Below are 26,559 nucleotides of genomic sequence, written 5' to 3'. Positions count from 1 at the left end.
GGCTTTTTTTATTTGCTTTTAATAATGTGAAGAGGTGATTTTTTGGAAAAAGCAAGAAAGTTATTGAAGGAATATTTTGGGTATGATGCCTTTAGAAAATCACAGGAAGAAATAATAAATGAGATAGTAAATGGAAATGATGTTTTAGCAGTAATGCCAACAGGAGGAGGAAAATCTATATGTTATCAAATTCCAGCTCTTATATTTGAAGGAATAACTATAGTAATATCACCACTTATATCTCTTATGAAGGACCAGGTAGATAATATAAAAGAAAGTGGGATTAAAGCTGCATATATAAATAGTTCTGTAGATAGTTTGTCTATAAAAAACATATTATTAAGAGCAAAAAATGGAGATATAAAAATACTTTATGTAGCTCCAGAAAGACTAAAATCTATGGACTTTTTAAATGAAATTTCAAAGGTTAAGGTTTCACAAGTAGCAGTAGATGAAGCTCATTGCATATCTGCATGGGGCCATGATTTTAGAACTAGCTATAGGAATATAAAAGGTTTTATAGAATCATTAAAAGAAAGACCAATCGTTACTGCTTTTACTGCAACAGCTACTAAAGAAGTGCGAGAAGATATTTTAAAGCTTCTAAATTTAAATAATCCTAAGGTGTTTGTATCAGGCTTTGATCGAGAAAATCTTTATATAAATGTAATTAAAGGTGGTAATAAAGATAAATTTGTCCTTGATTTTGTAGAAAAAAATAAAGATGTTTCTGGGATAATATATGCACTTACAAGAAAAGAAGTAGAAAGTATTTATATTAAATTATCAAAGAAAGGCTATAAGGTAGCAAGGTATCATGGAGGTATGCCTTCAGAAGAAAGAAATAAAAACCAGGAAGATTTTGTTTATGATAGAGTTAATATTATAATTGCAACAAATGCCTTTGGAATGGGTATAGATAAATCAGATATAAGATACATCATTCATTATAATATGCCTCAAAATATAGAAGGTTACTATCAGGAAATAGGAAGGGCAGGAAGGGATAATGAAAAAAGTGAATGTATACTTTTGTTTAGTTCCCAAGATTTAATTACTATTAGATATTTAATAGAAAATTCTACTGAAAATGTTCAAAGAAAAAATAATCAATATAAGAAGATGCAAGATATGGTTGATTTTGTTTATACAAATAGCTGTTATAGAAAATATCTTCTAAATTATTTTGGTGAGACTTTAGATGAAAATTGTAATAATTGTAGTAATTGCAATACTTCAGGAGAAGTTAAAGATAAAACAATTGATGCACAAAAGGTAATATCATGTATTTATAGAATGAAAAGACCCTTTGGCACTAATATGATTGTAGATGTTTTAAGGGGTTCTAAAAATGCTAAGATAATGAAATTAAGATTTAATGAACTTAGCACATATGGAATTATGAAGGAATATACAAAAACTGGATTGAGAGATTTTATAAATACATTAGTAGCAGAAGGTTTTTTATCATTAGTTGAAGGAGAATTTCCAGTTGTCACCTTAAACAATAGAAGTATCAAAATAGTTAAGGGGCAAGAAAAAGTATTACTTAAGGAAGATATAAAAATTGAAAAGGTATTTAAGGCTAATGAACTGTTTGTAATATTAAAGGATTTAAGGCTAAATATTTCAAGAGAAGAAGATATAGCACCATATATTATTTTTTCTGATAAGACTCTTCTTGAAATGTCTAATAGGTATCCTAAGAATAAAGAAGAATTTTGCGATATTTCTGGAGTTGGTGAATTAAAAGCACAAAAATATGGTGAAAAGTTTATAAGAGTTATTTTAGAGTATATGAGAGATAATAATATAAATAAAGAATTTGTATTTAATGAAAAAGAAGAAAATAGTAAAAACTATGATTACAGCTATTTAGGTGAACTTCAAGTTACAACAGACAAAAAACTTTTAAAAAAATTATTTGAAATTAGAGAAGAAGTTGCAAAAGAAAAAAATATTTTTCCTTCTTCCCTTATTCCATTACGAAGTTTAAAGGAAATTAGCGCAAGATATCCTAAAACAATAGAAGAACTTAAAGATATTTCTATGATTGGTCCTGCAAAAATAAAGTCAGTTGGTGAGATTATACTTAATGAAGTAAATACTTATTTAAAAGAAAATAATATTGAAAGTGAATTTGTATTTAGGGGAAAAGAATTAGTTATAGTAGATGGAGAAAGAAGAAATAATAATGAAATAGCTATAGATGAATTAAAAAAAGGTAAATCATTAGAAGAAATTTCTAAAGAAATAGAGATTTCAGTATCTACAATAATGGGTTATGTTTATGAGTACATTAAAGATGGTAATACAGTTGATTTTAATTTTGATTACAGCATGTATTATAATCCAGAATATGATGAAGAAATTAAAAAAGCTATAAGTGATGTAGGATATGATAAGGTATCATTAATTATAAAAAAGGTTAGTGATAACATAAAATTTGAAAATATAAGGGCTTATATATTAAAATATATAGTCAAAGTCTAGTAAGCTTAATTATATTAAGATTTATATAAAAAAGTCGATAATAAGATAAAGAAAAGGAGGTGATAATATGGCATATTCATATTTAAATTCTTTAACATCTTATGAGTCAAGGTACAATAATATATCAAGTTACACAAACAAAACAAATGAAAAAGAAACAGAAAAATCAACTTCTGCTTCAGAAAGTACCAAAAAAGAAGAAACATCAGATACTAAAAAAACTGAAGAAAAATCTAATACATCAAGTACTAGTGCTAAAAAGTCTAGTGAAACATTGGAAGACTTAATGGAAAGATTAAATAATACTACTCAACGAGTATCTAATATTTTTAGCTCATTAAATAATTCTTCAGGTAGTAAGAAAAACTCTAATTCTAATAATGATGCTTTTAGCAATTTTGCAACTCTTGCAACTAACTTTAATGCAATGAAAAGTGTTGCTTATGCAAGAACTGTCAAGAATTATTACAAAAACTTAAAAACACCAAATTCATCAGATGCTTCATCAAGCACTAGCAGTACAGAAACAGATAAAAAACTTCAAAGTGCCACACTTATTGACTTTAAGGATTCATTAAAATCAATTGAAAAATCAGAAAATTCTATTAAGTTAAATATAAATAGTGCAATAACTAATAAAAATTTAAATTTAATAGAAAAAGGCAATGACAATGATAAAAGTTATATGAATGATCTTGTAAATTCAATATCAGATTTTGCCAATAATTATAATAGCATGATAGAGAAAACATCAAATGTTGAATCATCAAGTGTATTAAGTAATGTTCTTTCAATAACTAAAATGACAAGATATAATGCTACATCACTTAGTGAAATAGGAATTTCTTTAGGAAACGATAATAAGCTTACAGTAAATAAGGAACAACTTAAAAATGCTGATTTAGATAAGATTAATTCATTATTCGGACAAAATGGTTCCTTTGGTGATTACACAGCTAATAGAGTTTCATCATTAAATTCTTTATGTGTAAGTCAAATAAAAAGTGAACTTAACTCAGAAAAGTATAATACTATTTCTTCATATCTAAATACTTCATATTAAAAATTATATAAGTATTTTTTATGATTTAGTAAGTAGGCTTTTTGCCTGCTTACTTTATATGTTTAAGAGGGGGAGTTTGATGAAACAAGTGCATAATGGTACTATGATGCAGTATTTTGAATGGTATTTAAAGCCTAATTCAGCTTTATGGAAAAAAGCAATGAAGCAAGCAAGAGAATTAAGTAAAATAGGAATAACAGCTTTATGGCTTCCACCTGCATATAAGGGAGCGCAAGGAGCCTATGATGTAGGATACACAGTATATGATTTGTATGATTTGGGAGAATTTAATCAAAAAGGATCAATTGCCACAAAATATGGTACAAAAGATGAATATTTAAAAGCTATTAAAACATTAAAAAAATATAATATTAATGTTTATGCAGATGTATCCCTAGATCATAAAATAGGAGCAGATGAAACAGAAGAAGTTGAAGCTATAGAAGAAGACTATTACAATAGGGAAAGAGATATATCAGGTACAGAAAAAATAATGGCATGGACAAAGTTTAATTTTCCAGGAAGAAATAATAAGTATTCAGATTTTAAATGGAATGCATCTCATTTTGATGGAGTTGATTATGATGATAGAACGAAAAGGAATTCTATTTTTAGATTTAAAGATAAAAAATGGGATGATTATGTAGATACTGAAAATGGAAATTTTGATTTTCTTATGGGTGCAGATATTGAACTTTGTAATGAAGAAGTAGTAAAGGAATTAAAAAACTGGGGAAAATGGTATATAGATTTTGCTGATATAGATGGTTTTAGAATTGATGCAGCAAAACATATAAGTTATGTATTTATAAGGGACTGGATTGAAACCTTGAGAAAAGAAACTGGAAAAGAACTATTTACAGTAGGTGAATATTGGAATCCTAATATTGATGTTTTAGTAAATTATATAAACTATACAGAGGGATTTTTATCACTTTTTGATGTACCTCTTCATTATAATTTTTTTACTGCTGCAAATAGTAATGGAAATTATGATATGAGAAATATAATAAAAGGAACTTTGATGGAGAGGATGCCAGTTAAGGCAGTAACTTTTGTAGAAAATCATGATACTCAAAGTGGTCAAGCTCTATCGTCTCCAGTTCAAACATGGTTTAAGCCTCTTGCATATGCAATAATCCTTTTAAGGAGAGAAGGATATCCATGTGTATTTTATGGTGATTATTATGGAAGTATTCAAACAGATGTGCAACCTATGATGTATACTTTAAATAAACTTATTACAGCAAGAAAAGAACTGGCTTACGGTGACCAAACAGATTATTTTGATCATCCAGACATAATAGGATGGACACGATCTGGTGATGAAGATCATAAAAATTCAGGGTTGGCAGTTATACTTACTAATAGATGTGCAGGAAGCAAGAGAATGTATATTGGCAAGAAATTTGCAGGAAAAAATTTTTATGATTTGCTTGAAAATAGAAATGAAATTATAAAAATTGATAATGATGGTTGTGCTAATTTTACTGTAAATGGTGGCAGTGTTTCTGTTTGGGTGTTAAAAGAAGAACATGTAAATAAGAAAGGTGAAATTATAGAAGAAAATAATAAAAAAAGTAAAGAAGATAAAGTTGTAAAGAATAAAGATGAATACATAAAAGAATTGTTATGTAAAATAAAAGTTCTTGAAAAAGAAAATGAAGAACTTAAAAAACAAATTAATAAGTAGTATATATTTAAATACCCCTTTTATATAAGTAATTAAATGTTTGTTTATATAGAAGGGGTATTTTTTAGTTTTTATTTATCAAATTAAGAAATCTTATCTTTTTCTTTTCTTAAAATTGGTGCAAGTACAGGATAAAGTACTATATAAAATGCAATATTTCCAATTGCATGTAAAAAGTCAAAACTTAATCCCTGACCATAATATACTAAAAAAGCGTAAGGACCAGCTATGAATAATTTATCTAATGAAACAAAAAAACCATATAAAAATCCCATAAAGCCACATAAAAGAGCCATTATAATTAAGTTAGGTTTTTTAAAAAGTTTACCTATAGAGGCACCAATAAGTGCAATAATACAAAAAGCAAGTATTTGAAAAGGTATATATGTACCAAGGCCTAAAAAGAAGCCAGATACTATTGTAGTAACAATAGATATAGGAATACCATATTCTGCTCCCATAATCATTGAAGTTATAAAGATAATAGGTGTAACTGGTTTTATATTTGGAAGTACCTTTAAAATTATACGTGAAGCAATATTAAGGGCTGATAAAAGCCCTATTATTGCTATTTTTCTTGTTTTCATCTTGAACCTACATCCTTTCCGCCATCATGAGTATATACCCACTCAATAGTATCTCCTGAATTTAAAGTATAATTACCTGCTGCAACACTTGGAAAATTACCATTAACTTTATACATCCAGCCAGAAGAAGGTCCCTTATCTTTTTCTTTAAGTCCTCCTATAGAAGTAACATATATAAGAGAACCAGAACCACTTTTTTTAACCTCAATACTTGACTCATTAGCAAAAAGTTCTAAGGCTTTATAGGCTGTTAATGTATTGTTGGTTTTTACTGTGCCAGACCAAAGTATATTATCTACATCACCTATTTGTATATTTACTATAAAATTGTAATCTTCTTTGGGAGGCTCTTTTATAGTGCTATTTTCATTGCTTTTATTTACATTAGGAGTCTGAACTAAGGTATTATTATTTGTTTGTGTTTGATAGTTTTCATTAGGTGTATTTTGTACTATGTTATTTGATGCATTACTTTCTATAGTATTTTTATCTTTATTTTCAGCATTAGCATTAGTATTAGGAGTACCATTTTCATTTAAGTTACTATTTGTCTGTTCATTATTTTGGATATTACTATTTGTAGCAGTTTCTAGTCTTTTAGAATCATCATTATCATCTTTCTTAGAATTCTCTATGGCAGATGTAGTTGATTCGGCTATTTTATAATCATTAGATTTTTTATTAAAATTACTATTACTAGTTGCAAAAAAATATGAAAATCCAATAAATATTACAAATAAAACAATAAATGAACTAATACCAACAATAAAAGTTTTTTGCTTTTTACTAAAATTAGTCATTTATATTCCTTCTTAAAGATTTTTTACTAATTAGTGTACTTCCAAGTAAAAGTGAAAGTAAAAATGCAACCCTTGCACCATCACTAGTTGGTGTAGATGTTCCTGGAGTACTAGTTGAAGTAGTAGCAGTTGGTGTAGTAGTTGTTGGTGTAGATGTTGCTGGATCTTCTGAAGGTGTTGGAGTTGCAGGATCTTCTCCAGGGTTTAAATTATTTAATAATTCAGAGTATGTCCATTTATCTCTAAAATCGAAAATATTTTTATTTAATTTTGAAGCAGAATATTGAATAAGTGAATATAATGCTTGTTCTGTAGAAAGGTCATTTGATTCAGCATCAGTTTTTTGCCAAACAAATGATCCATCTTCAAGTTCATAAGTTAATAAATTTGAAGCTAAATCAGCGCAATCATATCCAACAGATGAAAGACCTAAAATAGCCATGGCAGTAGTATTTGAATTATCAAATTTTCCACCAGCTTTTTCAAGTTCTGATAATATGTAATTTTTAGCATTTTCAATTGCATTTGTAATTTCAGGAGTCTTATTTTCATATGAAGATAAAGCAAAAATAGCCATACCAGTCATATCTACATCAATCCATTGTTTGTCAACAGAATAACCAAAACCTCCATTATCACTTTGACAATTTAATATATCCTCTACCATATTATTAAGTAGCACTTTATTTTCATCTGAAATAGAATAATTATTAAGTTCAGTAGCTATTAATATCCATACTTCATAGTTACTAGAACCTATATAATCTTTTTTGCTTATCATTTCATTTATTAAATCAAAATTTCTATAAGTTTGAGGATTTTCATTTAAAGCTGTTAACATAAAAATATCTTTTGCCATTTGGCTTGAATAGCTGTTTTCATATTTTGCATCAATTCTAGCATTTATAGAATTGAAAATATTTTGCTTTTGAGAATTAGTGATTTTTTCAAGTCTAACCATAGATGGAACTTGCCATTCGCCTAAAGAATCTCTAAGTGATAATAAAGAAGAAGTTTTAGAAATTTCCTTAGATATTTCTGAATCTATTGAATTAGAAGCTGAAGATACTTCATCTGCATAAGCTAAAGTACTATTTGATGTTACAACTGAAGTAAATGGAACAATAGCAATAATAGAAGATAGTAATAGTGAAATTAATTTTTTATTCATAAAAGAATCCCTCCAAAATGTTTTTAGGCATAAAATATTACTTAAACAATTAAAAAAGCTAAAGAGATACATTGTCTTTAGCTAAAAATAAGGTTAACTATTTTGCCTCGAAATAGTTAAAACAAAAATAATAATTGGAAGATCTGACTTGTCACAAAATGTGCATTACAGTTGCGGGACAGTATTGGAATCTAACCAAATTTCCACCAAAGACCTAAATTATTATATCACAATATTCTATTAAGTTATTTATTATGATTTGAGATTAATAAAATATTAATAAAAAATTTAAATAATTTATAGTAAAATATGTAAAAATATTATATAATTTAAAAAAAGGTGTATAATATATTTGTAAAATTATTTATTAAAAAGGGGATGAATTTATGCATATTGAATTTTGTAGTATAGAAGATGGTGAAGTTATATTTACTAAAGAATCTGAAGAAATGAAAGACGTAATTAGTGTAATAACTAAAGTTGGTACTGAAATAAAATTATCCTTTAGTAAAAACGATTTTATTCACGGGTATGTAAGAAGGGTGATGTATTTTGTCGATGCAGAAAAATCTTCTGAAAGTTTAAGGATATTTATATCTGATGATTATATAAATAATGAACATATAGATAAACTGCCACCAGAAAAGTTAGAAACAGAAAAATTAGAAAGTGTAAAAATATCTAAAACAATTAAAGAATAAATTATATTAATTGAAATATAATGTATAAATAAAATAATTTTCTGTTATTTATAAAAGTAAATATAATTTTATAAAAATGTTAATTTATTGTTAATATCTAATGCTTTTAAAAAAATAATGGTATAATCATTTTATTAGAAATATTTTGTTAAAGGGGAGAATATGTAATGAAAACAAACGAAAGAAATAAAGGGACAAGTGCAACAAGAACTACAAAAAATGTTGGAACAACATGTAAGAAAAAAGCAAAGGTAGCTGCAAAACCACCAGTTGAAGAAGTAAGATCTTCAAAGAAAGCAAATAAGAAGGTTGCAGTTGTGAAACCTAAAGAAGTTGTTGCAAATATTATTGATATTTCAAATATTAATTTACAAGAAGCACTTGGGGGAGCTGAGATAAAAGTATTACATGGCGTTGCTAAAAAAAGTGTAGATAATTATCCAATTAATACAGTTTTATTAAATCTTGGGCTAGTTAAAGTTGTTAAAGTAAGATATACTGATGATGATTGGAAGAGTGTTAAGGAAGCTGATTTGAAATATGAAAAAACTGTAGAGAATGACTTAGAAATATGGGGTACTAATATTTCATTAGATAATAAATCTACAGATAAATTCCATTATGCAGTATCATATGAAGTTAATGGAGTAACATATTGGGATAATAATTTAGGTGAAAATCACAATTTTTAGTATATAAAATTTAATTGTTTATGTTATAGTTATAAAGGATTGATTTAAAAGTCAATCCTTTTTTTGTGAAAATATTATTTAAATTTAATAATTAATATTTATTATTAAAATAAATTGAGGCAGAGATTCTAGGAAGCTTAAATGAATATATACAGTATAATTTCAAAAGCACATGATTTAGTTGAAAAAATATTGTAGTTATAGTATCACTTTAAGATTAAAAAAAGACCACCGTAAAGGTGGCCCCAATTAATAGTGATGAAAACCATAAATATTTAGGACATTTATTATTATTTACATTTAAAAAAAAATTATACATATGATTGAAAAAGAATTTATATTATGATATATTAATTAAGAAGTATAATTAAATATGACAGTTCATTTAGACCATCCTGTCAATAAAAAAAACTAGGCTAGAAAAATTTATTTATAATATTTTAATTTATTTTACGATTATATACTGGCTTGTTTTAAGCCAGTTTTTTTATGCAAAATTTTCTTAGGCCTATATTTTTAAGAGGTGAAAATATAAGTGTTTTTTATTAAAAGTGAAGTAGAATTTGATATGGCTCATTTTTTAAGTGGATATAAAGGAAAATGTTCTAATATTCATGGACATAGATATAAAGTAATTGCTAGTTTTATGAGTGAAAAATTAAAAAAACAAGGTAATAATAGGGGTATGGTAGAAGACTTTGATGTAATAAAAGGTGATTTGAAAGAAATAGCAAAAAGGTTTGATCATAAACTTGTTATTGAAAAAAACGATGAAGGGGAAAAGCTTGCAAAAAAAATACAAAGTGTAGGAAATTTTGATATATATTTTGTTAATTATAGACCTACAGCAGAGGAAATGGCTAGAGATATTTTTTTTAGTTTAAAGAAAAAAGAACTTCCAATATATTCTGTGGAATTATTTGAGACACCTAAAAACAGTTGCATATATATGGAGGATTAAAATGTTTAATATTATAGAAAAGTTTATTTCCATAGATGGAGAAGGCTATACGCAAGGAGAGTTATCTACATTTATAAGATTTTGCAAATGTAATTTAAAATGTTCTTGGTGTGATACTAAGTATTCATTTTATGAAAGTGAAATAAAAGAAGTTTTATCAGCAGAAGAAATTTATAAATATATAAAAGAAAATAATACTGTAAATGTTACATTAACTGGTGGCGAACCATTAATACAAAAAGATATAGTAGATCTTTTATTGTTACTAGATAGAGATAAAGATTTAAAAACATCAATAGAAACAAATGGATCTATATGCATAAAAGAATTTAAGGATAATATTATTAGCAATAATATTTCTTTTGTACTTGATTTTAAGCTTCCAAGCAGTAATATGACTAAAAAAATGGATTTAAATAACTTTAATTATGTAACAATGAATGATGTATATAAATTTGTAATAGCAGATGAAAAAGATCTTTTATATGCATATGAAATTATAAAAAAGTATGATCTTTGTAATAAATGCAGAGTAATTTTTAGCCCTGTATTTGGCAGTATTAAGCTAGAAAAAATAGTTGATTTTATGAAGAATAATAATTTAAACAAAGTTAAACTTCAAATTCAGCTTCATAAAATTATATGGGGCAATAAAAAAGGTGTGTAAAGTGAGGAATAGTTATGAATAATAAAGCTGTAGTTGTATTTAGTGGTGGGCAGGATTCTACCACATGTCTTTTATGGGCTTTGAAAAAATTTGATGAAGTAGTTGCAGTTACTTTTGATTATAATCAGAGGCATAAATTAGAAATAGAGTGTGCAAAGAAAATAGTAAAGGATTTTAATGTGGAACATCATATATTAAATATGGATTTATTAAATCAACTTGCTCCTAATGCATTAACAAGAAATGATATTGATGTAAAAAAGGGAGAAGAAGGAGAACTTCCATCAACATATGTAGAAGGTAGAAATATGTTATTTTTAACTTTTGCAGCAGTTTTGGCTAAGGTTAAGGGGATAAGTAATATTGTTACAGGAGTTTGTGAAACTGACTTTAGTGGTTATCCAGATTGTAGAGATGTATTTATAAAATCTTTAAATACTACTCTAGATTTAGCAATGGATTATAATTTCATAATACATACTCCTCTTATGTGGCTTGATAAAGCAGAAACATGGAAAATGGCAGAGGAATTTGGAAAGTTTGACTATGTTAGAAATAACACATTAACATGCTATAACGGAATAATTGGAGATGGATGTGGCAAATGTCCATCATGTATATTAAGAAAAAAAGGTCTTGAAAAATACTTAAAATCTAAGGAGAAAGCTAATGAGAAATAAAGAAATAGAAGGATTGAGTCTTTTAGGTAACAAAAATAACAATTATGTATTTGATTATGATAAAAGTATATTAGAAGCATTTGATAATAAACATCTAGATAATGATTATTTTGTAAAGTTAAACTGCCCAGAATTTACAAGTCTTTGTCCTATAACTAGCCAGCCAGATTTTGCAAGTATATATATAAGTTATATACCTGACAAGAAATTAGTTGAAAGCAAGTCACTAAAATTATATCTTTTTAGTTTTAGAAATCATGGAGATTTTCATGAAGATTGTATTAATATAATAATGAAGGATTTAATTGAACTTATGGATCCTAAATATATTGAGGTGTTAGGAAAATTCACACCAAGAGGTGGCATAAGTATTGATCCCTTTGCTAATTATGGCAAGAAAGGAACATGCTATGAAGAAATGGCAAGAAAGAGACTTTTTTATCATGATATGAATCCTGAAAAAATTGATAATAGATAGTTTTTATAAAAATCTAGAGGTGTTTCTAGATTTTTATTTTTAATTATGTATAAAAAAAATTAAACTTAAAATAATAAAAGAATATTATAATTTAAACAATATAATTAATTTGTTAAAAATACTATAAATTATTAAAAATAAATTATTAAATAAAATGGTTTGGTATTTACAAGTTAATCACAAATTAGTATGATATAAAAGGCTAGAAAAAGATTATTTAAACGTTACAATTATTAGATAAAAGAATTAAATTAAAGGTGGCGAATAGTAAGTGGAAAATGTTAAACAAAAAATAATTCAAAGCTCTTTAGGATCTGTTTTTACTACTTTTGCAAAGAGTGAATTAGAAAAAACTAAAGACAATTCAAAAAAAATAGTGGCTGTATCTGGTAAGGTTGTTAATCCAGGAATTTATGAATTAAGTGATGATGCAACTCTTAAGGATATAATTGATATGGCTGGTGGTATTATTAATAAAAAGACCTTTAAGGCAGCGCAACTTGGATTCCCTTTTGGAGCTTTTCTTATTTCAGAAAACTTACATGATAAGCTTGACTTTAACTTATTTGAGGATAATACTTACAAAAATATAATTATCTTATCAGATGAAGATTGTATTGTTCAATTCTGTATATATTATGTTGAATATTTACTTGGTAATATTGAAGATGGAGAATTTGAACATATTTCTAAGTATAAAAGTGAAATAGAAAGAATAGGAAGAATTTTTGATAGAATAAGTAAAGGTAAATCTAATTTAAGAGATTTATATTTATTAAGACAATTAGCAGGAACAATTAAAGATGAACTGCATGAAAAGAGAAATATAATTCTTGAAGTATTAGAAAATTTCTATGATGAATTAGAAACTCATATAGAAGAACATGAATGTTCTACAGGACAATGTCCACAACTTGCTCAACTAAGAATAACAAATAAATGCGTTGGATGTGGAGCATGTAGAAGAGTCTGTCCAGTTGATTGTATAGAAGGTTCATTAAAGGTAAGACATAGAATCGATTATGATAAATGTACTCATTGTGGTCAATGTATTCAAGCATGTCCTGTAAATGCTATAACAGAAGGGGATAACACATTTAGATTTTTAAGAGATTTAGCAACTCCAAATAAAATTGTAATAACTCAAATGGCACCTGCTGTAAGAGTTGCAATTGGTGAAGCTTTTGGCTTTGAACCAGGAGAAAATGTAGAAAAGAAAGTTAATGCTGCTCTTAAAATGCTTGGAGTAGAGTATGTTTTTGATACATCATGGGCTGCTGATTTAACTATAATGGAAGAAGCTGCAGAACTTCAAGAAAGATTAGAAGCACATATGAAGGGCGATGATAGTGTTAAATTCCCATTACTTACATCATGTTGTCCTGCTTGGGTTAAATTTATAGAACAAAGTTATCCTGATATGCTTGATGTTCCTTCATCAGCTAAATCACCTATGCAGATGTTTGCAACTATTGCAAAGGATATATGGGCAAAAGAAAAAGGATTTAAGAGAAATAAAGTTACATCAGTAGCAATTATGCCTTGTGTAGCAAAAAAATACGAAGCAGCAAGAGAAGAATTCTCAAGAGGTGATAATTATGATACAGATTATGTTATTACTACAAAGGAATTAATAAGAATTTTAAAAGAAACTAACATAGATTTAAAAGAATTAAAAGATCAAGATTTTGATAATCCTCTTGGGGAATATACTGGCGCTGGAATTATATTTGGTAGAACAGGAGGAGTTATTGAAGCTGCCACTAGAACTGCCCTTGAAAAAATTACTGGAAAGAGAATTGATAATATAGAATTTGAAGAATTAAGAGGTTGGGAAGGCTTTAGATCTTGTACTTTAAATGTTGAAGGTATGGAATTAAAAATAGGTGTTGCCTATGGATTAAAGGAAGCTAGAAAAATGCTTGATAAAATAAGAAGTGGTGAAGAATTCTATCATGCTATAGAAATTATGGCTTGTGAAGGTGGATGCATAGGCGGAGGCGGTCAGCCAAAGGTTATGAGAAATAAGAAGGAAGTTATAATCAAAAGAGGTGAAGGACTTAATAACATTGATAGAAATCTTCCACTTAGAAGATCGCATGAAAATCCTTCAGTTTTAGCTGTTTATGATAAATATTTAGATAAACCTTTAAGCAGAAAGGCTCATGAGTTAATTCATACTAAGTATTTCCCTAAATTTAATAAAAAATAGTATTATTAAAAAAGTGTGATAATATTAAGATTTATGTTATCACACTTTTTTTATTGAAATTAATAAGATTTATGTTTACTCCTTTAGAAACTGATAAGTTTTATTAGTTTCTAATATTAAAATAGTAAAATTTTTGTTAACTTAATGGTTATTGTTGAATAATTATGATAAATGTAGTATACTTAATAGGTAAAACATTTTAAACATAATAGAAATGGGGGGAATTATAATGGATTCATACATTAGAATGTTTAAGAATTATGTGAATTTTAATAACAGAACATCAAGAAAAGACTATTGGCTTGCAATCTTATTTAATTGGATTATTGCTTTTGTAATTGGTATTATTGGTAATGCAACTGATATGAGTATATTTACAGTATTAGGTTATTTATATTCTTTGGCAACTTTAGTTCCAGGAATAGCATTATCTATAAGAAGAATGCATGATATTGGAAAAGCAGGAACTTGGATATTAGTATCTCTTATACCTATTGCAGGACAAATATGGTTTTTAGTATTAGCATGTACTGCTTCTAAACCAGTTGGAGAACAATATGGACCACAAGTTTAATTTTTTATAACTAGTCATAAATGGCTAGTTATTTTTTTGTAATAATTTTGCAGCATAAGCATATTATTTATAGAAGTTATTATAATAATTCCTATGGGAGGAAAATATGGAACCATATATTTCTATGTGGAAAAAGTATGTTAAATTTGAAGGAAGGACATCAAGAAAAGATTATTGGATTGCTACTATAATCAATGGGGTAATTTTAAGTGTATTACAATCATTATCCCAAGGTACTGAACTTTTTGTTTTTGCATTAATTGAGTTTATTTATGTATTAGCAATTCTTTTGCCTACTATTTCTATAGCTGTTAGAAGGATGCATGATATTAATAAAAGTGGATGCTGGATTTTAATTTCTCTAATTCCTCTTGTTGGATGGATATGGTTTCTTGTATTAACATTAAAATCTGGTACAGAAGAAGAAAATGAATATGGTATTTAAAACTAAACATATAAAAATACAGCCTTCTGGCTGTATTTTTACTATTTTCGCTTATTTGCAATTTCAATATTTATTTTTCTTTTATTTATTTTTGAACCAATACATTTTTCCATTACTTTATTAGCAATATCATTATCCACTGACACAAAAGAAAAATTTTCTAATATATCTATTTTGTTAACCTTTCTTCCAGGTACATTTGCCTTTTCTGTAATGAATTTTACTAATGTTTTTACTGTTAATTTATCTCTTTTTCCTATAGAAAAGAATAATCTTGTGTCATTTTTCTTAGATTCATAATCTGAAGCTTTTGGAGTTTCTATAACATTTGATTTATAATCAAAACTCATTTCTTTATCAAATTGCATTTTAATAAGTGCTGAAACAACATCTACTGGATTAAAAGTGTTACATAAGTTAGTAGCTGTTTCTATGTAATTTTCGTAATTATTATCATTTATTGTTTCTTCTATAGAATTTATTTTATTTTTTAATTTAGAGGATAAAATATCCTTAACAGTAGGAACTTGAGCTTTTTGAATTTTTGATTTTGTTACATGTTTAATTTGTTTAAGCATAGAATTTTCTCTTGGAGTAATAAAAGAGTAAGCAGTTCCTTCTTTATTTGCTCTTCCTGTTCTTCCAATTCTATGAACATAGGATTCTACATCTTGAGTTAAATCATAATTAAATACATGTGTAACATCTTGAGCATCAATACCTCTTGCAGCAACATCAGTAGCTACAAGGTAATTTAGAGAACCTTCTTTAAATTTTTTTAATGTTTTAGTTCTATGAATTTGAGTCATATCACCATGCATACCTTCTACTACATAGTTTCTATCTTGCATAGCATCTACTAATTCATCAACACCTTTTTTTGTTTTACAGAATATTATTGCTGAATTAGGAGTATCATAATCAAGTACTCTACATAAGGCTTCAAATTTATTTCTTTGATTTACTTCAAAATATTTTTGAGTTATTTTAGATACTGTCATAGAAGCTTTTTTTATATTTACAGTTTTAGCATCTTTTTTCATATAATGTTTTGCAAGCTTTTCTATTTGAGGTGGCATAGTTGCAGAGAAAAGCAGCGTTTGTCTTTCTTTTGGAAGCTCTTTCATTACCTCTTTTATGTCATCTATAAAACCCATATTAAGCATTTCATCTGCTTCATCTAAAACAAATGATTGAATATTTGAGAGAGGTAGAATATTTCTTCTTATAAGATCTAAAACTCTTCCAGGGGTACCTACAACTATATCAGTTCCTTTTTTTAATGCTCTTATTTGTCTTTGGATTGGGTCTCCACCATATACAGCTAAAACTTTTGCTTTATCGTATTTTGATAATTTGTTAAGTTCTTCATATATTTGTATAGCTAATTCTCTTGTAGGAGTAAGTATAATAGATGATATATTTTCATTTTTTTGCATATTATTTAATATTGAGCAACCAAATGCTGCTGTTTTACCAGTTCCTGTTTGTGCCTGACCAATTAAATCATATCCTTTAATAGCTATTGGAATAGATTCAGCTTGAATTTGTGATGGTGTTTCATAACCTAAATCCTTAATAGCTTTCAAGATAGATTCTTTTAAATTTAAATCTTCAAATGTTTTTTTATCCATAAATGTTCCCTTCGCGTAAGCTTTTATTTTAAAAATATTGTACTAATAAAAAGTTAACAAAAAATTCATAAAATATTTTGTCAACTTTTTAATTATATACTATTATATCTGCTAATGCAAAATAAATATTTATTCCCAAGCCTTGGCATCAGAAGGCATACGCCAATCTCCACGTGGGGATAAAGATATACTTCCTACCTTTGGACCATCTGGAAGGGCGCTTCTTTTAAATTGTTGGGTAAAAAATCTATACATAAATTTATTAAGCCATTTTTTTATTGTATCTTCATCATAATCATTTTTGAAAGCTTCTTTAGCTAAAAATAAAATTCTTTCTTTAGATGATCCATGTTTAATAAAGTGGTATAAAAAGAAATCATGAAGTTCGTAGGGACCTACTATATCTTCTGTTTTTTGAGATATTTTGCCTGCACTATCTTTTGGAAGTAATTCTGGACTTACTGGTGTGTCTAATATGTCTAAAAGTGTTTCAGAAGTCTTTTTATTACATTCATTTTGAGCTACATATTTAACTAAATATCTAACAAGTGTTTTTGGAATAGAAGGATTTACAGAATACATAGACATATGATCACCATTATATGTACACCAACCTAAGGCAAGTTCTGATAAATCACCTGTACCTATTAAAAGTCCTCCTTCTTTATTTGCAATATCCATAAGTATTTGAGTTCTTTCTCTTGCTTGAACATTTTCATATGTAACATCATGAATATCTTTGTTATGATTAATATCTTTAAAATGAAGTAATGCTGCATTTACAATATTAATTTCTCTAAAACTGCAACCTAACTCTTTACATAAAGTAACTGCATTGTTGTATGTTCTATCAGTTGTTCCAAAGCCTGGCATTGTTATTGTAATTATGTTTTCCATTGGATAATCTAATAATTTAAAGGTTTTGTATATAACAAGTAATGCTAAGGTTGAATCAAGACCTCCAGAAATACCAACAACTGCCTTTTTGAGACCTGTATGTTCAAGACGTTTTGCAAGAGAAGCACTTTGTATATTAAAAATTTCTTTACATCTAATTTCACGTTCTTTATCATTTGATGGAACAAAAGGATGCTTATCTATAAATCTATCAAAAGATTTAATGTTTATATCATCAAATGTAAAGTTAATAATATTAGGTTCTTGTAATTCTGTGTATCTTGTTGCATCTCTAAAACTTATGTTTTTCATTCTTTCAGAATTTAATCTAAATACATCTATAGTTGAAGAAATAATTTCATTATCTCTACAAAATCTTTTATTCTCTTTAAGAAGTGTTCCATTTTCTGATATAAGAAGATGACCACTAAACAAGCAATCAGTAGTTGATTCATGAACACCAGCTGATGAATATATATAAGAACACATACATCTTGCACTTTGATTTTGAATAAGAGATTTTCTATATTCCATTTTACTAACTAGTTCGTTAGATGCAGAAAGATTTAAAATAATATTTGCTCCCATTAGTGAAAGTTTTGAACTTGGAGGAATAGTAACCCAAAGATCTTCACATATTTCTACTCCAAATTTAAAGTTATCACAAGAAAATATAAGATTTATACCAAAAGGAATATCTTTTTGAAATGGCATATCAATCTTTTTATTAATTAAATTATAACCTTCAGTAAACCATCTTTTTTCATAGAATTCATTATAATTAGGAATAAATGATTTTGGAACAATTCCAAGTATTTTGCCTTTAAAAGAAATACAAGCACAATTATATAGAGAATTATTATAAAGGATAGGTGCACCAAAGGCTAAAAGCATATCAATGTTTTTTGTTTTATTAAGAAAATCAAAAATTGCTTTATTAGATTTATCTAATAAAGTACTATTTAAAAAGAGATCACCACATGTATATGATGTAATTGAAAGCTCTGGAAATACAAGAACTTTTACATTTTCGTTTTTTGCTATATCTACACATTTAAGCATGTTAATAATATTTAAATCTGGATTAGCTACAGTTGTTTTAGGACAAGCAGAACCTACTTTTATAAAATCCATTAATTCTTCACTCCTTATATAATTATTTTTAATAATAATAAAATTATTATACATCAAATATTATATAAATCGAACTTTTTAAAAACGATATAAAATAACTCATAAAATAGTAATAAATAACTTGTAAAACTCTTTTGAAAAGTATATAATAAAAACAACAAGAATATATGCTTGTGTAATAAATTAACATTTTTAAGCATAATATGATATAATGTTCTTGAAACTTTTGAAAGGGGGATTTTTATGGCGGCTATAATTTTTTGGGTTGCTATTGCAGTAATAGCTATTATTGTTGATTTGTTTACAAGTACATTCCTTTTTTGCTGGATAGCTATGGGATCAGCTGGAGCTATAATAGCTAATATTTTAGGATTTAATATTATTACTCAAATAATTATTTTTTCTATTTTGACTGTAATTTGCGTAGTTATTGGTTACAAAGTTGTAAGAAAGAAAATAAAAAAAGGAGTAAAGAGGTTACCTCTTATGGAGGAAAATTTTATTGGGAAAACTTATACAGCACGGGAAGATATAATAGGCAGTACAAGATTAAAAATTGAAGGTTCATATTGGACTGGACAAAATGAGGGAGAAAAAATATTAAAAGGGGAAAAATTTACTATCTGCAAAATAAGTGGCAATAAGCTAATAATTAAAAAGTGTTAGGAGGTTTTTTTATGACAGTTATAATAATTTTAGGAATAGTTTTATTAGTATTTTTTATAGTGCTTATATCATCAATAAAAATTGTAAATACAGGTTATTTGTATATTGTAGAAAGATTTGGTCAATATTACAAAACATTAGAACCAGGATGGCATTTAATTATACCTTTTGTTGATTATGTTAGAAAAAAAGTTTCAACAAAGCAACAAATTTTAGATGTACCACCTCAAAATGTTATAACAAAAGATAATGTAAAAATTTCAGTAGACAATGTAATTTTTTATAAAATGTTAAATGCAAAGGATGCAGTTTATAATATTGAGGATTATAAAGCTGGTATTGTATATTCAGCAACAACAAATATGAGAAATATTTTAGGAAATATGACACTTGATGAAGTATTATCTGGAAGAGATACAATAAATCAAGATCTTTTAAGTATAATAGATGAAGTTACAGATGCATATGGAATAAAAATACTTTCAGTTGAAATAAAGAATATTGTACCACCTGCTGAAATTCAACAAGCTATGGAAAAGCAAATGAAGGCTGAAAGAGATAAAAGAGCAATGGTTCTTCAAGCAGAAGGTTTAAGACAATCACAAATAGAAAAGGCAAATGGTGAAAAACAAGCTAAAATATTGGAAGCAGAGGCTCAAAAGGAAGCACAAATAAGAAGAGCAGAAGGTCTTCGTGAATCACAACTTTTAGAGGCAGAAGGTAAAGCAAAGGCCATTGAAGCTATAGCAGATGCTGAAGCTGATGCAATACGTAAAGTAAATAAGGCAATAATTGAATCTGGAACTGATGAAAAAGTTATTGCTTTAAAACAGGTTGAAGCCCTTAAAGAAATGGCAAAAAATCCAGCTAACAAACTTATATTACCAAATGAAACTTTGTCATCTCTTGGAAGTATAGCTGCTATTGCAGATATGCTTAAGAAAACAGAAAAATAAATAATAAATTTATGCTTTAGACATTTTCCATGAGAAAGTGTCTTTTTTTATTTATTAATGAATTAATAAATAAAAATATTAATAAATAGTTAAAACTTTGATAATAAAAAGTAAAAAATGAACAAAAAAATGGAAATAAAATCATATAAAGTTATAATATAAATGTAATAGCCTATATTTTAATAATATAAGCTATTTTTATTAATAAATTGACAATATAAAAATAAAATGTCAATTTTTATAAATTAAAATGGAGGGGTTTTGATGAAGAGAAAGAAGCTAGCAATTATAGCAACAACAGCATTAACAGCAATTGCTATTTGCGCTGGTAGTACATTTGCATGGTTTACAGCAAGAGATGATGTAATGAACAAATTTACTACTGGGAAAGCAATTGATCCAGACAATCCTGATAACATTAATTATGGTGTTAAGATTGAAGAAAATTGGAAGCCTGAAGATGGTAAGGATATTGTGCCTGGAGTAGAGGTCAATAAAGATGTTAAAGCAAGAAACAAAGCATCTTACAAATCTTTCATTAGACTTAAATTTGAACCTAAATTTACTTCATGTAAAGAAGGGGTTGATTTAAGTTCTTTAGATCCAGAAAAATTGGATTTAAAAATGACTAATTTAACTACAAAAGATGAACTTAAAGAAGAAGAATGGGTACTTGGTGATGATGGATATTATTATTTCTTAAAAGTAGTAGATCCTGAAGAAGATACAAAATACCTATTAGATTCTGTAACACTTAAAAAAACAGTAAATGCACAGTATGGAAGTGCATCTTTTGATGTAGATGTACATGCTGAATCTGTACAAGCATCAAATGGGGCTGCATCATATGAATGGAAGGATGCTGGAGAAATCATTACAAATAAATTATCTGATATTGCAAAAAGTGCAGGATTAGAATAAAGGAGATGAGTATAGTGATAAAAAGAATAAAGAAGAAATTAGCCTTATCTCTTGGTATCTTATTGTCATCCTTTTTACTATTTGGGGGAGCAAGTAGCAAGATTGCAAATGCAGAAACTTTTAGAAACGATATAGTAATAGAAGGAAATGCATCTGGACTTGTAACAATACCAGATACAGATGATTTTTTAGTTAAGGATAATTTCTTGCCAGGAGATACTGCAGAAGGAACCATTAAGCTTACTAATAATTATGATTATCCATATGAAGTATTTTTAAAGGCAGATGATATAGAAAAAAAATCTGATGAAGATTTTGCAAAAAAACTTCACTTAAAAATTGATGAAGATTCTAAGGATGTATATGAAGGAGAACTTCAAGGAGAAGATAAAATGGCAAAGGAAATAAGCCTTGGAGTTATTAATCCTGGAGAAACCAGAGTACTTAATGCGAAGGTTACATTAGATGGAATAACAACAACTAATGAATATAAAAATAAATATGCAAGTATACAATGGATATTTACAGCTGAAAGAGCAGTAGAAGAAAAAGCACCAGCACAAGTTAAAAAGACATCTGATTTTAACAAATTTATAGCTTTAGGTGTTTTTGTAGCTGGAATAGCTTCATCATTTGTTGCCATTTCACTTGTTAAAAGGAGGGGTAATTGTGGAAGAGACTAAAGGAATAAGAAAAAGCAAAGGATTTAAAACTTTAAGTTCATTTGTAACATCTTTATTCTTGTTTACAACAGTTTTAAATTCAGTATCAGTTACAAATGCAGATACAGTTGGAGAATCTCAAACAAAAGCTGTTGTTTCTTCAAATAATTATAAAGAACTATCTGTTAATTGGACAAGAACAAAGGATGTTAGAGCTGGAAGTTCGTTTAACGTTCATAACTCAATAAATAAATTTGATAAGTATTGGACTAAATCTGGGTCAACATATACTATGAAATCATATGATGATATAGATTCAAATGGTACAGCAGGTATAGATGCTGCTCAAGGAGAAGAAGGAATCTTTTTAATGCAACAGTTATTTACAAAGGATAATAAAACTGTAGTATTTGATTACGATGCATTAACAAAAACAATAAGAGCAACAGATGATAATGCTTGGGATGGAAAAGGAAACAATCCTTATTCAAAATATAGACATAATGTTGTAAATGAATATTTAGCTACAGCGGCTGGTGATTATTATCATCTTAAAGATATTCAAAATTCTGAAAATCCAACTACAGATATTAAGAGAGCTGATGATTTAAATATTGATAGTTATCCAGAGTTTGCTACATGGCAATATATGGAATATGGAAAATCTAATAGCGGAACAGATCAAATGAGATTATTCCAAGGTAATTTTACTATTGAGGAAGGAGATATAAATAAGTATAATTATTACTTAACTGCAGGAAACAATAAGGATAATATTCTTGCAATAGATGATACAGTTATGGTTCTTGTAGATGGAGTGCCAACAGATATTAATTATACAACTGCTGATTATTCTAAAACTACTGTTAAATTAAAAAATGGTGATAAAACTTATGATATTAACTTTAATCAAACTAAAAATTGCAGAAGAGAAAATAATCTTCCTGTAACATGTGAAATAAGTGCTTCTGATGAAAATAATAGACATGCAGCTTTAAGTGTATTTACTGATACTCTTCATGTTCATTTAGGTGAAGAAATTCAAAATAGTATAGCTGGAGAAAAAGTTTTAGGTGATGTAACTAATATTATTAGTGATCAAGGTGGTACAAGCCATAAAATAGAAGTTATAGCTTCTGACTACAATTTAAGTGGTGGTATGACAAAACTTAATATTATAAGAGTACCTAAACCAACAACTGAACTTGTAAAAGAAGCATATGTTTCAGACAAATTAGTAGCTTCAAGCGCTAATGGTACATCTAGTGCAGTTAAAAATAATGATACTATTTCTTACAAATTTACTTATAAAAATACTGGAGATACACCAATATATAATATATTATTTGAAGATAATTTATTAAATGCAACAATAGGGGCTAAAGATGGTAATTGTACAGTTATTATAGATGGAAAAACTTATGCAAAAGAAGATGTTAAAGTAGAAAAATATGATGCTAGTGGCAATCTTATAAAAACTTCTGATGCATCTCTTTTAACAGATGAAAATGAAGCTTTAAATAAAGGGGAATATGTTGTTGTTTCATCTGATAAAATGGTTCACAAACCAACAAAAGGTGAAATTGATAATGGTAAGGTTGAAAATACTGTAACAACTACTGCAAATTATAGGGGATATTATAAAGAAGAAAAATTAACTAATAAAGCTGATGCAAAAGTAACTGTAAAAGTTCAAGAAGATTCTCCTAAAATTGAAGTTGTTAAAGAAGCCTATGGTGATAGTAATTATTCTAAACTAATAGCTTCATCTACTCAAGTAACAAATTCAGGCTCAATTGCAAAAGGACAAACTGCTTATTATAAGTTTAAAATAACTAATACTGGAGATTCTGAATTGAAAGATATTAAATTAAATGATAGTAATTTGGGAATATTAATTAATTCAGAAAATTATGAAAATGTAGATGGTGAAGAACTTGGAAAAGCTAATCTTGTTATAAAGAAATATGATAAGGATGGTAAAGAAGTATCAGGTGTATCTGGACTTGATTGCTTTAAAGCTTTAGGTGTAAATGAGTCAATTGTAATTTATGATAATTCAAATATAATAAAAACAAATATAAATAGTACATTTAAAAATACTGTTAATGTACAAGGTACATCTAAAGATACAGATAAAGTAGTTAAAGATAATGCTAATGTTTCAGTAAAACCAAAGAATCCAGAAATTGATGTTACAAAAACTGCATTTACAGATACTTCTACTGAAAATTCTGTTCAATATGTTTCTATAGGCCAAAAGGTATATTATAAATTTGCAGCAAAAAATATAGGTGATGTAGATTTAGAAAATATATATTTTGAGGATAACAATTTTAATGGAAAAGATTCAGTAAAAGTTTCTGAAGATGGTGTATATGTAAATGGTGCTAAGTCAAATAATTCTACTGTTAAGGTAAGTAAGTTTGATATAAATGGAATTGAAACAAAAGGTGGCCTTGAATTATTAAAATCATTAAAGGTTGGAGAAAAAGTTATAGTTACTGATATATCAAACATATATAGAGAAACTATAAATGATGATTTAAATAAATTATTAAAAAATACAGTAACTGGATATGGAACATATAAAGGCGCTGGTGATAATAAAAAAGTTAATGATTCAGATACAGTTGTAGTTAAGCCAACAATACAAAATATAAATGTTTCAAAATATGCAAAAATAAAAAATGATGACAATTCTGAAACTGTAGTTGCTTCATCAGAAAATGAAAATATGAATACTACAGTAATTGCTGGTACTAACGTTTATTATACATTGGGATTTGAAAATGTAGGACCATTTAAGATGAATAACATAACATTTAATGATACAACATTAAATGTAAAAATTAATAGTAATGGTATAACAGTTAATGGTAAGGCTGTGGATGCATCAAATGTTAAAGTTGTTAAGTATCAAGTTAAGAATGAAGCTGGAACTAAAACTGAAGGCAATTTAAGTCTTTTAAATGAAGATTTAATGCCAGGTTGGAAAATTGAAGTTTCTTGTGATAATTGCTTAAAGGACGTTAAAAATGAAGCTGGACAAATGCTAAATAATGTAGAAGGAACTGGCGATTATAAGACAAATACAGATGGAAAAACAGAAACTTTAAATGATACTGCAGATGTAAAAGTAGATATAGAAGATCCAACTATTAAGCCAGATGCTAGTTATAATAAAATTAAAGTTCAAAAACAAGCATTAGTAGATGGAAATATTGTAACTGATTCAGAAAATAAAGATATTAATGAAAAAGTTAATGTGGGAAAGAAGATTAATTATATTTTAACAGTAACAAACAATGGTAGATATACATTAAAAAATGTTACTATAACAGATAAAGATTTAGATGTTGTTATTACTCAAAATAATGTTATTAAATATGGATCTATTGTTAATGATTCAAAGAGCTTTAAAATTACAAAATATGCTTCTGATGGTTCTTTGAAAGTTGCAGGAACAATTGATACTTTGAAAGATATATTATCAGAACTTCAACCAAATGAAAAAATAGTTGTATCAGATGATTTATTATTATCATATACTTCAAATACTCCAGAAATAAAGGCAAATGAAGTTGTTACTCAAGGGGAAGGATATGAAAAAAATCCAACTGACAAGGCAAAAATAGAAACTCCTATAGTTGATAGTAATGTGTCAATTTCTAAGGATGTATATAAAATAACAAGAGATGGAAATGTTATATACGATAAAAATAAAGATTCAATTGATCCATTAAAGGTTAGAGTATATCCAGGAGATAAGGTACAATTTACTTACACAATTAAAAACAATACTGAAGTTAAAGTTGAAAATTTATTCATTAAAGATTTACTTCAAAATCCAGATATGAAAGACTTTAAGGATGTAACTGATTGGACATTTACAAAAGATGGCGCTGAGTTTAATCATACTAATTTTGCACTTGATGCTGGTGAGTCAATAGATATATTAAGCAATGAATGGATTGTGCCAGATAATTGCAAAAAGAATGTAATTAATACTGTTAAATTATATCAAAAAGAATCAGATGGAACTGAAAAATTCATAAATAAAGATGATGCAAAATTACGTGTATATCCTAGAGTATATATTAATATGGATTGCCCATCAGATACTTCTAAAGAATTCTATGTTACTGTAAAAGGTGATAATGGATTTGAAACTTCAATGTATATAAAAGACAAAGATAAAGTTGAAATTTCTGATGTTTTAGATTTTGATGTTAATTATACTGTAACTGAAACTATTCCTATGAATTTCACTTATAAAGGTATTGATATTGAAAAGGGTACTGATATAAATGGAAACAAGAAAGATAGTAAAAACTTGACATTTAATTTAATGACAGTAACACATCCTGAAAATATTACTCTTCATAATGAAAAGAGAGATTCAGATGAGTTCCAAGCAGATTCAGAAGTTACAAATACACTAAAGTATGTAGAGAAATAGTGGAGGTAGA

The 26,559-nt window shown here is 27.2% G+C and carries 22 protein-coding genes and 1 riboswitch; of the genes, 17 read left to right on the top strand and 5 right to left on the bottom strand.

Features of this window, described 5'->3' with window-relative positions; all coding sequences use genetic code 11:
- The first annotated feature begins 42 nt into the window (after positions 1-42).
- From recQ to ACTNAO_RS02620, 3 genes are all read left to right on the top strand, one after another.
- Complete coding sequence (gene recQ, locus ACTNAO_RS02630) at positions 43-2,493, top strand: DNA helicase RecQ (protein ID WP_441026080.1); 2,451 nt, start codon at positions 43-45, stop codon at positions 2,491-2,493.
- Positions 2,494-2,560: 67 nt separating this feature from the next.
- Complete coding sequence (locus tag ACTNAO_RS02625; protein WP_441026078.1) at positions 2,561-3,556, top strand: hypothetical protein; 996 nt, start codon at positions 2,561-2,563, stop codon at positions 3,554-3,556.
- A 79-nt stretch (positions 3,557-3,635) separates the two neighbouring features.
- The gene (locus ACTNAO_RS02620; RefSeq protein ID WP_441026076.1) at positions 3,636-5,249 is read left to right on the top strand and encodes an alpha-amylase; all 1,614 of its coding nucleotides are present in this window, start codon (positions 3,636-3,638) and stop codon (positions 5,247-5,249) included.
- An 83-nt stretch (positions 5,250-5,332) separates the two neighbouring features.
- Here the strand turns inward: ACTNAO_RS02620 and ACTNAO_RS02615 are convergent, their stop codons facing one another.
- From ACTNAO_RS02615 to ACTNAO_RS02605, 3 genes are read right to left on the bottom strand one after another with little or no spacing between them, the layout of a single operon-like run.
- Positions 5,333-5,836 carry a hypothetical protein gene (locus ACTNAO_RS02615; protein ID WP_441026074.1) on the bottom strand — a complete coding sequence of 168 codons (504 nt, stop codon included), beginning with the start codon at positions 5,834-5,836 and terminating at the stop codon, positions 5,333-5,335.
- Positions 5,833-6,636: a DUF4430 domain-containing protein gene (locus ACTNAO_RS02610; protein ID WP_441026072.1), complete on the bottom strand. Its 804-nt coding sequence runs from the start codon at positions 6,634-6,636 to the stop codon at positions 5,833-5,835. Before ACTNAO_RS02610 ends, ACTNAO_RS02615 begins: the two co-directional genes overlap by 4 nt.
- The gene (locus tag ACTNAO_RS02605) at positions 6,629-7,807 is read right to left on the bottom strand and encodes a prenyltransferase/squalene oxidase repeat-containing protein (protein ID WP_441026070.1); all 1,179 of its coding nucleotides are present in this window, start codon (positions 7,805-7,807) and stop codon (positions 6,629-6,631) included. The genes ACTNAO_RS02610 and ACTNAO_RS02605 overlap by 8 nt, the downstream gene beginning before the upstream one ends.
- Before the next feature lie 89 nt (positions 7,808-7,896).
- Positions 7,897-8,035: riboswitch (adenosylcobalamin (AdoCbl) riboswitch) on the bottom strand.
- Positions 8,036-8,193: 158 nt separating this feature from the next.
- On the opposite strand from ACTNAO_RS02605, the gene ACTNAO_RS02600 reads away from it, so the two are divergent.
- The 9 genes from ACTNAO_RS02600 to ACTNAO_RS02560 all read left to right on the top strand — a co-directional run bounded on the left by ACTNAO_RS02600 (position 8,194) and on the right by ACTNAO_RS02560 (position 15,217).
- Positions 8,194-8,508, top strand: a complete 315-nt coding sequence (locus tag ACTNAO_RS02600) for a hypothetical protein (RefSeq protein ID WP_441026068.1) — start codon at positions 8,194-8,196, stop codon at positions 8,506-8,508.
- A gap of 167 nt (positions 8,509-8,675) precedes the next feature.
- The gene (locus tag ACTNAO_RS02595; RefSeq protein WP_441026066.1) at positions 8,676-9,200 is read left to right on the top strand and encodes a hypothetical protein; all 525 of its coding nucleotides are present in this window, start codon (positions 8,676-8,678) and stop codon (positions 9,198-9,200) included.
- A 535-nt stretch (positions 9,201-9,735) separates the two neighbouring features.
- The gene (locus tag ACTNAO_RS02590) at positions 9,736-10,161 is read left to right on the top strand and encodes a 6-pyruvoyl trahydropterin synthase family protein (RefSeq protein ID WP_441026064.1); all 426 of its coding nucleotides are present in this window, start codon (positions 9,736-9,738) and stop codon (positions 10,159-10,161) included.
- A gap of 1 nt (position 10,162) precedes the next feature.
- Positions 10,163-10,828 carry a putative 7-carboxy-7-deazaguanine synthase QueE gene (gene queE, locus ACTNAO_RS02585; protein WP_441026062.1) on the top strand — a complete coding sequence of 222 codons (666 nt, stop codon included), beginning with the start codon at positions 10,163-10,165 and terminating at the stop codon, positions 10,826-10,828.
- A gap of 14 nt (positions 10,829-10,842) precedes the next feature.
- Positions 10,843-11,508 (top strand): 7-cyano-7-deazaguanine synthase QueC, encoded by a 666-nt coding sequence (gene queC, locus ACTNAO_RS02580; protein WP_441026060.1) that lies wholly within the window; start codon positions 10,843-10,845, stop codon positions 11,506-11,508.
- Complete coding sequence (queF, locus tag ACTNAO_RS02575; RefSeq protein WP_441026058.1) at positions 11,498-11,986, top strand: preQ(1) synthase; 489 nt, start codon at positions 11,498-11,500, stop codon at positions 11,984-11,986. Before queC ends, queF begins: the two co-directional genes overlap by 11 nt.
- 271 nt (positions 11,987-12,257) lie before the next feature.
- Entirely contained in the window at positions 12,258-14,198 is a 1,941-nt protein-coding gene (locus tag ACTNAO_RS02570) for a [FeFe] hydrogenase, group A (protein WP_441026056.1), read from the top strand.
- Positions 14,199-14,427: 229 nt separating this feature from the next.
- Entirely contained in the window at positions 14,428-14,772 is a 345-nt protein-coding gene (locus ACTNAO_RS02565; RefSeq protein WP_441026055.1) for a DUF805 domain-containing protein, read from the top strand.
- Positions 14,773-14,878: 106 nt separating this feature from the next.
- Positions 14,879-15,217 (top strand): DUF805 domain-containing protein, encoded by a 339-nt coding sequence (locus tag ACTNAO_RS02560; RefSeq protein WP_441026053.1) that lies wholly within the window; start codon positions 14,879-14,881, stop codon positions 15,215-15,217.
- Between the two features lie 41 nt (positions 15,218-15,258).
- On the opposite strand, the gene ACTNAO_RS02555 is transcribed toward ACTNAO_RS02560, so the two are convergent.
- Together ACTNAO_RS02555 and ACTNAO_RS02550 are read right to left on the bottom strand one after the other, a co-directional pair.
- Positions 15,259-16,851 carry a DEAD/DEAH box helicase gene (locus ACTNAO_RS02555; RefSeq protein WP_441026051.1) on the bottom strand — a complete coding sequence of 531 codons (1,593 nt, stop codon included), beginning with the start codon at positions 16,849-16,851 and terminating at the stop codon, positions 15,259-15,261.
- A gap of 129 nt (positions 16,852-16,980) precedes the next feature.
- On the bottom strand, positions 16,981-18,882 hold the full coding sequence (locus ACTNAO_RS02550; RefSeq protein WP_441026049.1) for an NAD(+) synthase: 1,902 nt from the start codon (positions 18,880-18,882) through the stop codon (positions 16,981-16,983).
- 243 nt (positions 18,883-19,125) lie between these two features.
- Here ACTNAO_RS02550 and ACTNAO_RS02545 point away from each other — a divergent pair, with 243 nt between their 5' ends.
- The 5 genes from ACTNAO_RS02545 (at position 19,126) to ACTNAO_RS02525 (ending at position 26,549) form a co-directional block, all read left to right on the top strand.
- The gene (locus tag ACTNAO_RS02545) at positions 19,126-19,548 is read left to right on the top strand and encodes an NfeD family protein (protein WP_441026047.1); all 423 of its coding nucleotides are present in this window, start codon (positions 19,126-19,128) and stop codon (positions 19,546-19,548) included.
- 11 nt (positions 19,549-19,559) lie between these two features.
- On the top strand, positions 19,560-20,504 hold the full coding sequence (locus ACTNAO_RS02540; RefSeq protein WP_441026045.1) for an SPFH domain-containing protein: 945 nt from the start codon (positions 19,560-19,562) through the stop codon (positions 20,502-20,504).
- A 264-nt stretch (positions 20,505-20,768) separates the two neighbouring features.
- Complete coding sequence (locus ACTNAO_RS02535; protein ID WP_441026043.1) at positions 20,769-21,425, top strand: BsaA family SipW-dependent biofilm matrix protein; 657 nt, start codon at positions 20,769-20,771, stop codon at positions 21,423-21,425.
- A gap of 14 nt (positions 21,426-21,439) precedes the next feature.
- Positions 21,440-22,108, top strand: coding sequence for a hypothetical protein (locus ACTNAO_RS02530; protein ID WP_441026041.1), 669 nt, complete (start codon positions 21,440-21,442; stop codon positions 22,106-22,108).
- The gene (locus tag ACTNAO_RS02525) at positions 22,095-26,549 is read left to right on the top strand and encodes a hypothetical protein (protein ID WP_441026039.1); all 4,455 of its coding nucleotides are present in this window, start codon (positions 22,095-22,097) and stop codon (positions 26,547-26,549) included. Before ACTNAO_RS02530 ends, ACTNAO_RS02525 begins: the two co-directional genes overlap by 14 nt.
- The last annotated feature ends 10 nt before the right edge of the window (positions 26,550-26,559 follow it).

Origin of the sequence: Clostridium sp. HCP1S3_C6 (assembly GCF_052066735.1) — a bacterium.
Taxonomy (GTDB): Bacteria; Bacillota; Clostridia; order Clostridiales; family Clostridiaceae; genus Clostridium.
This window is presented reverse-complemented; position numbering and strand designations above follow the sequence as displayed.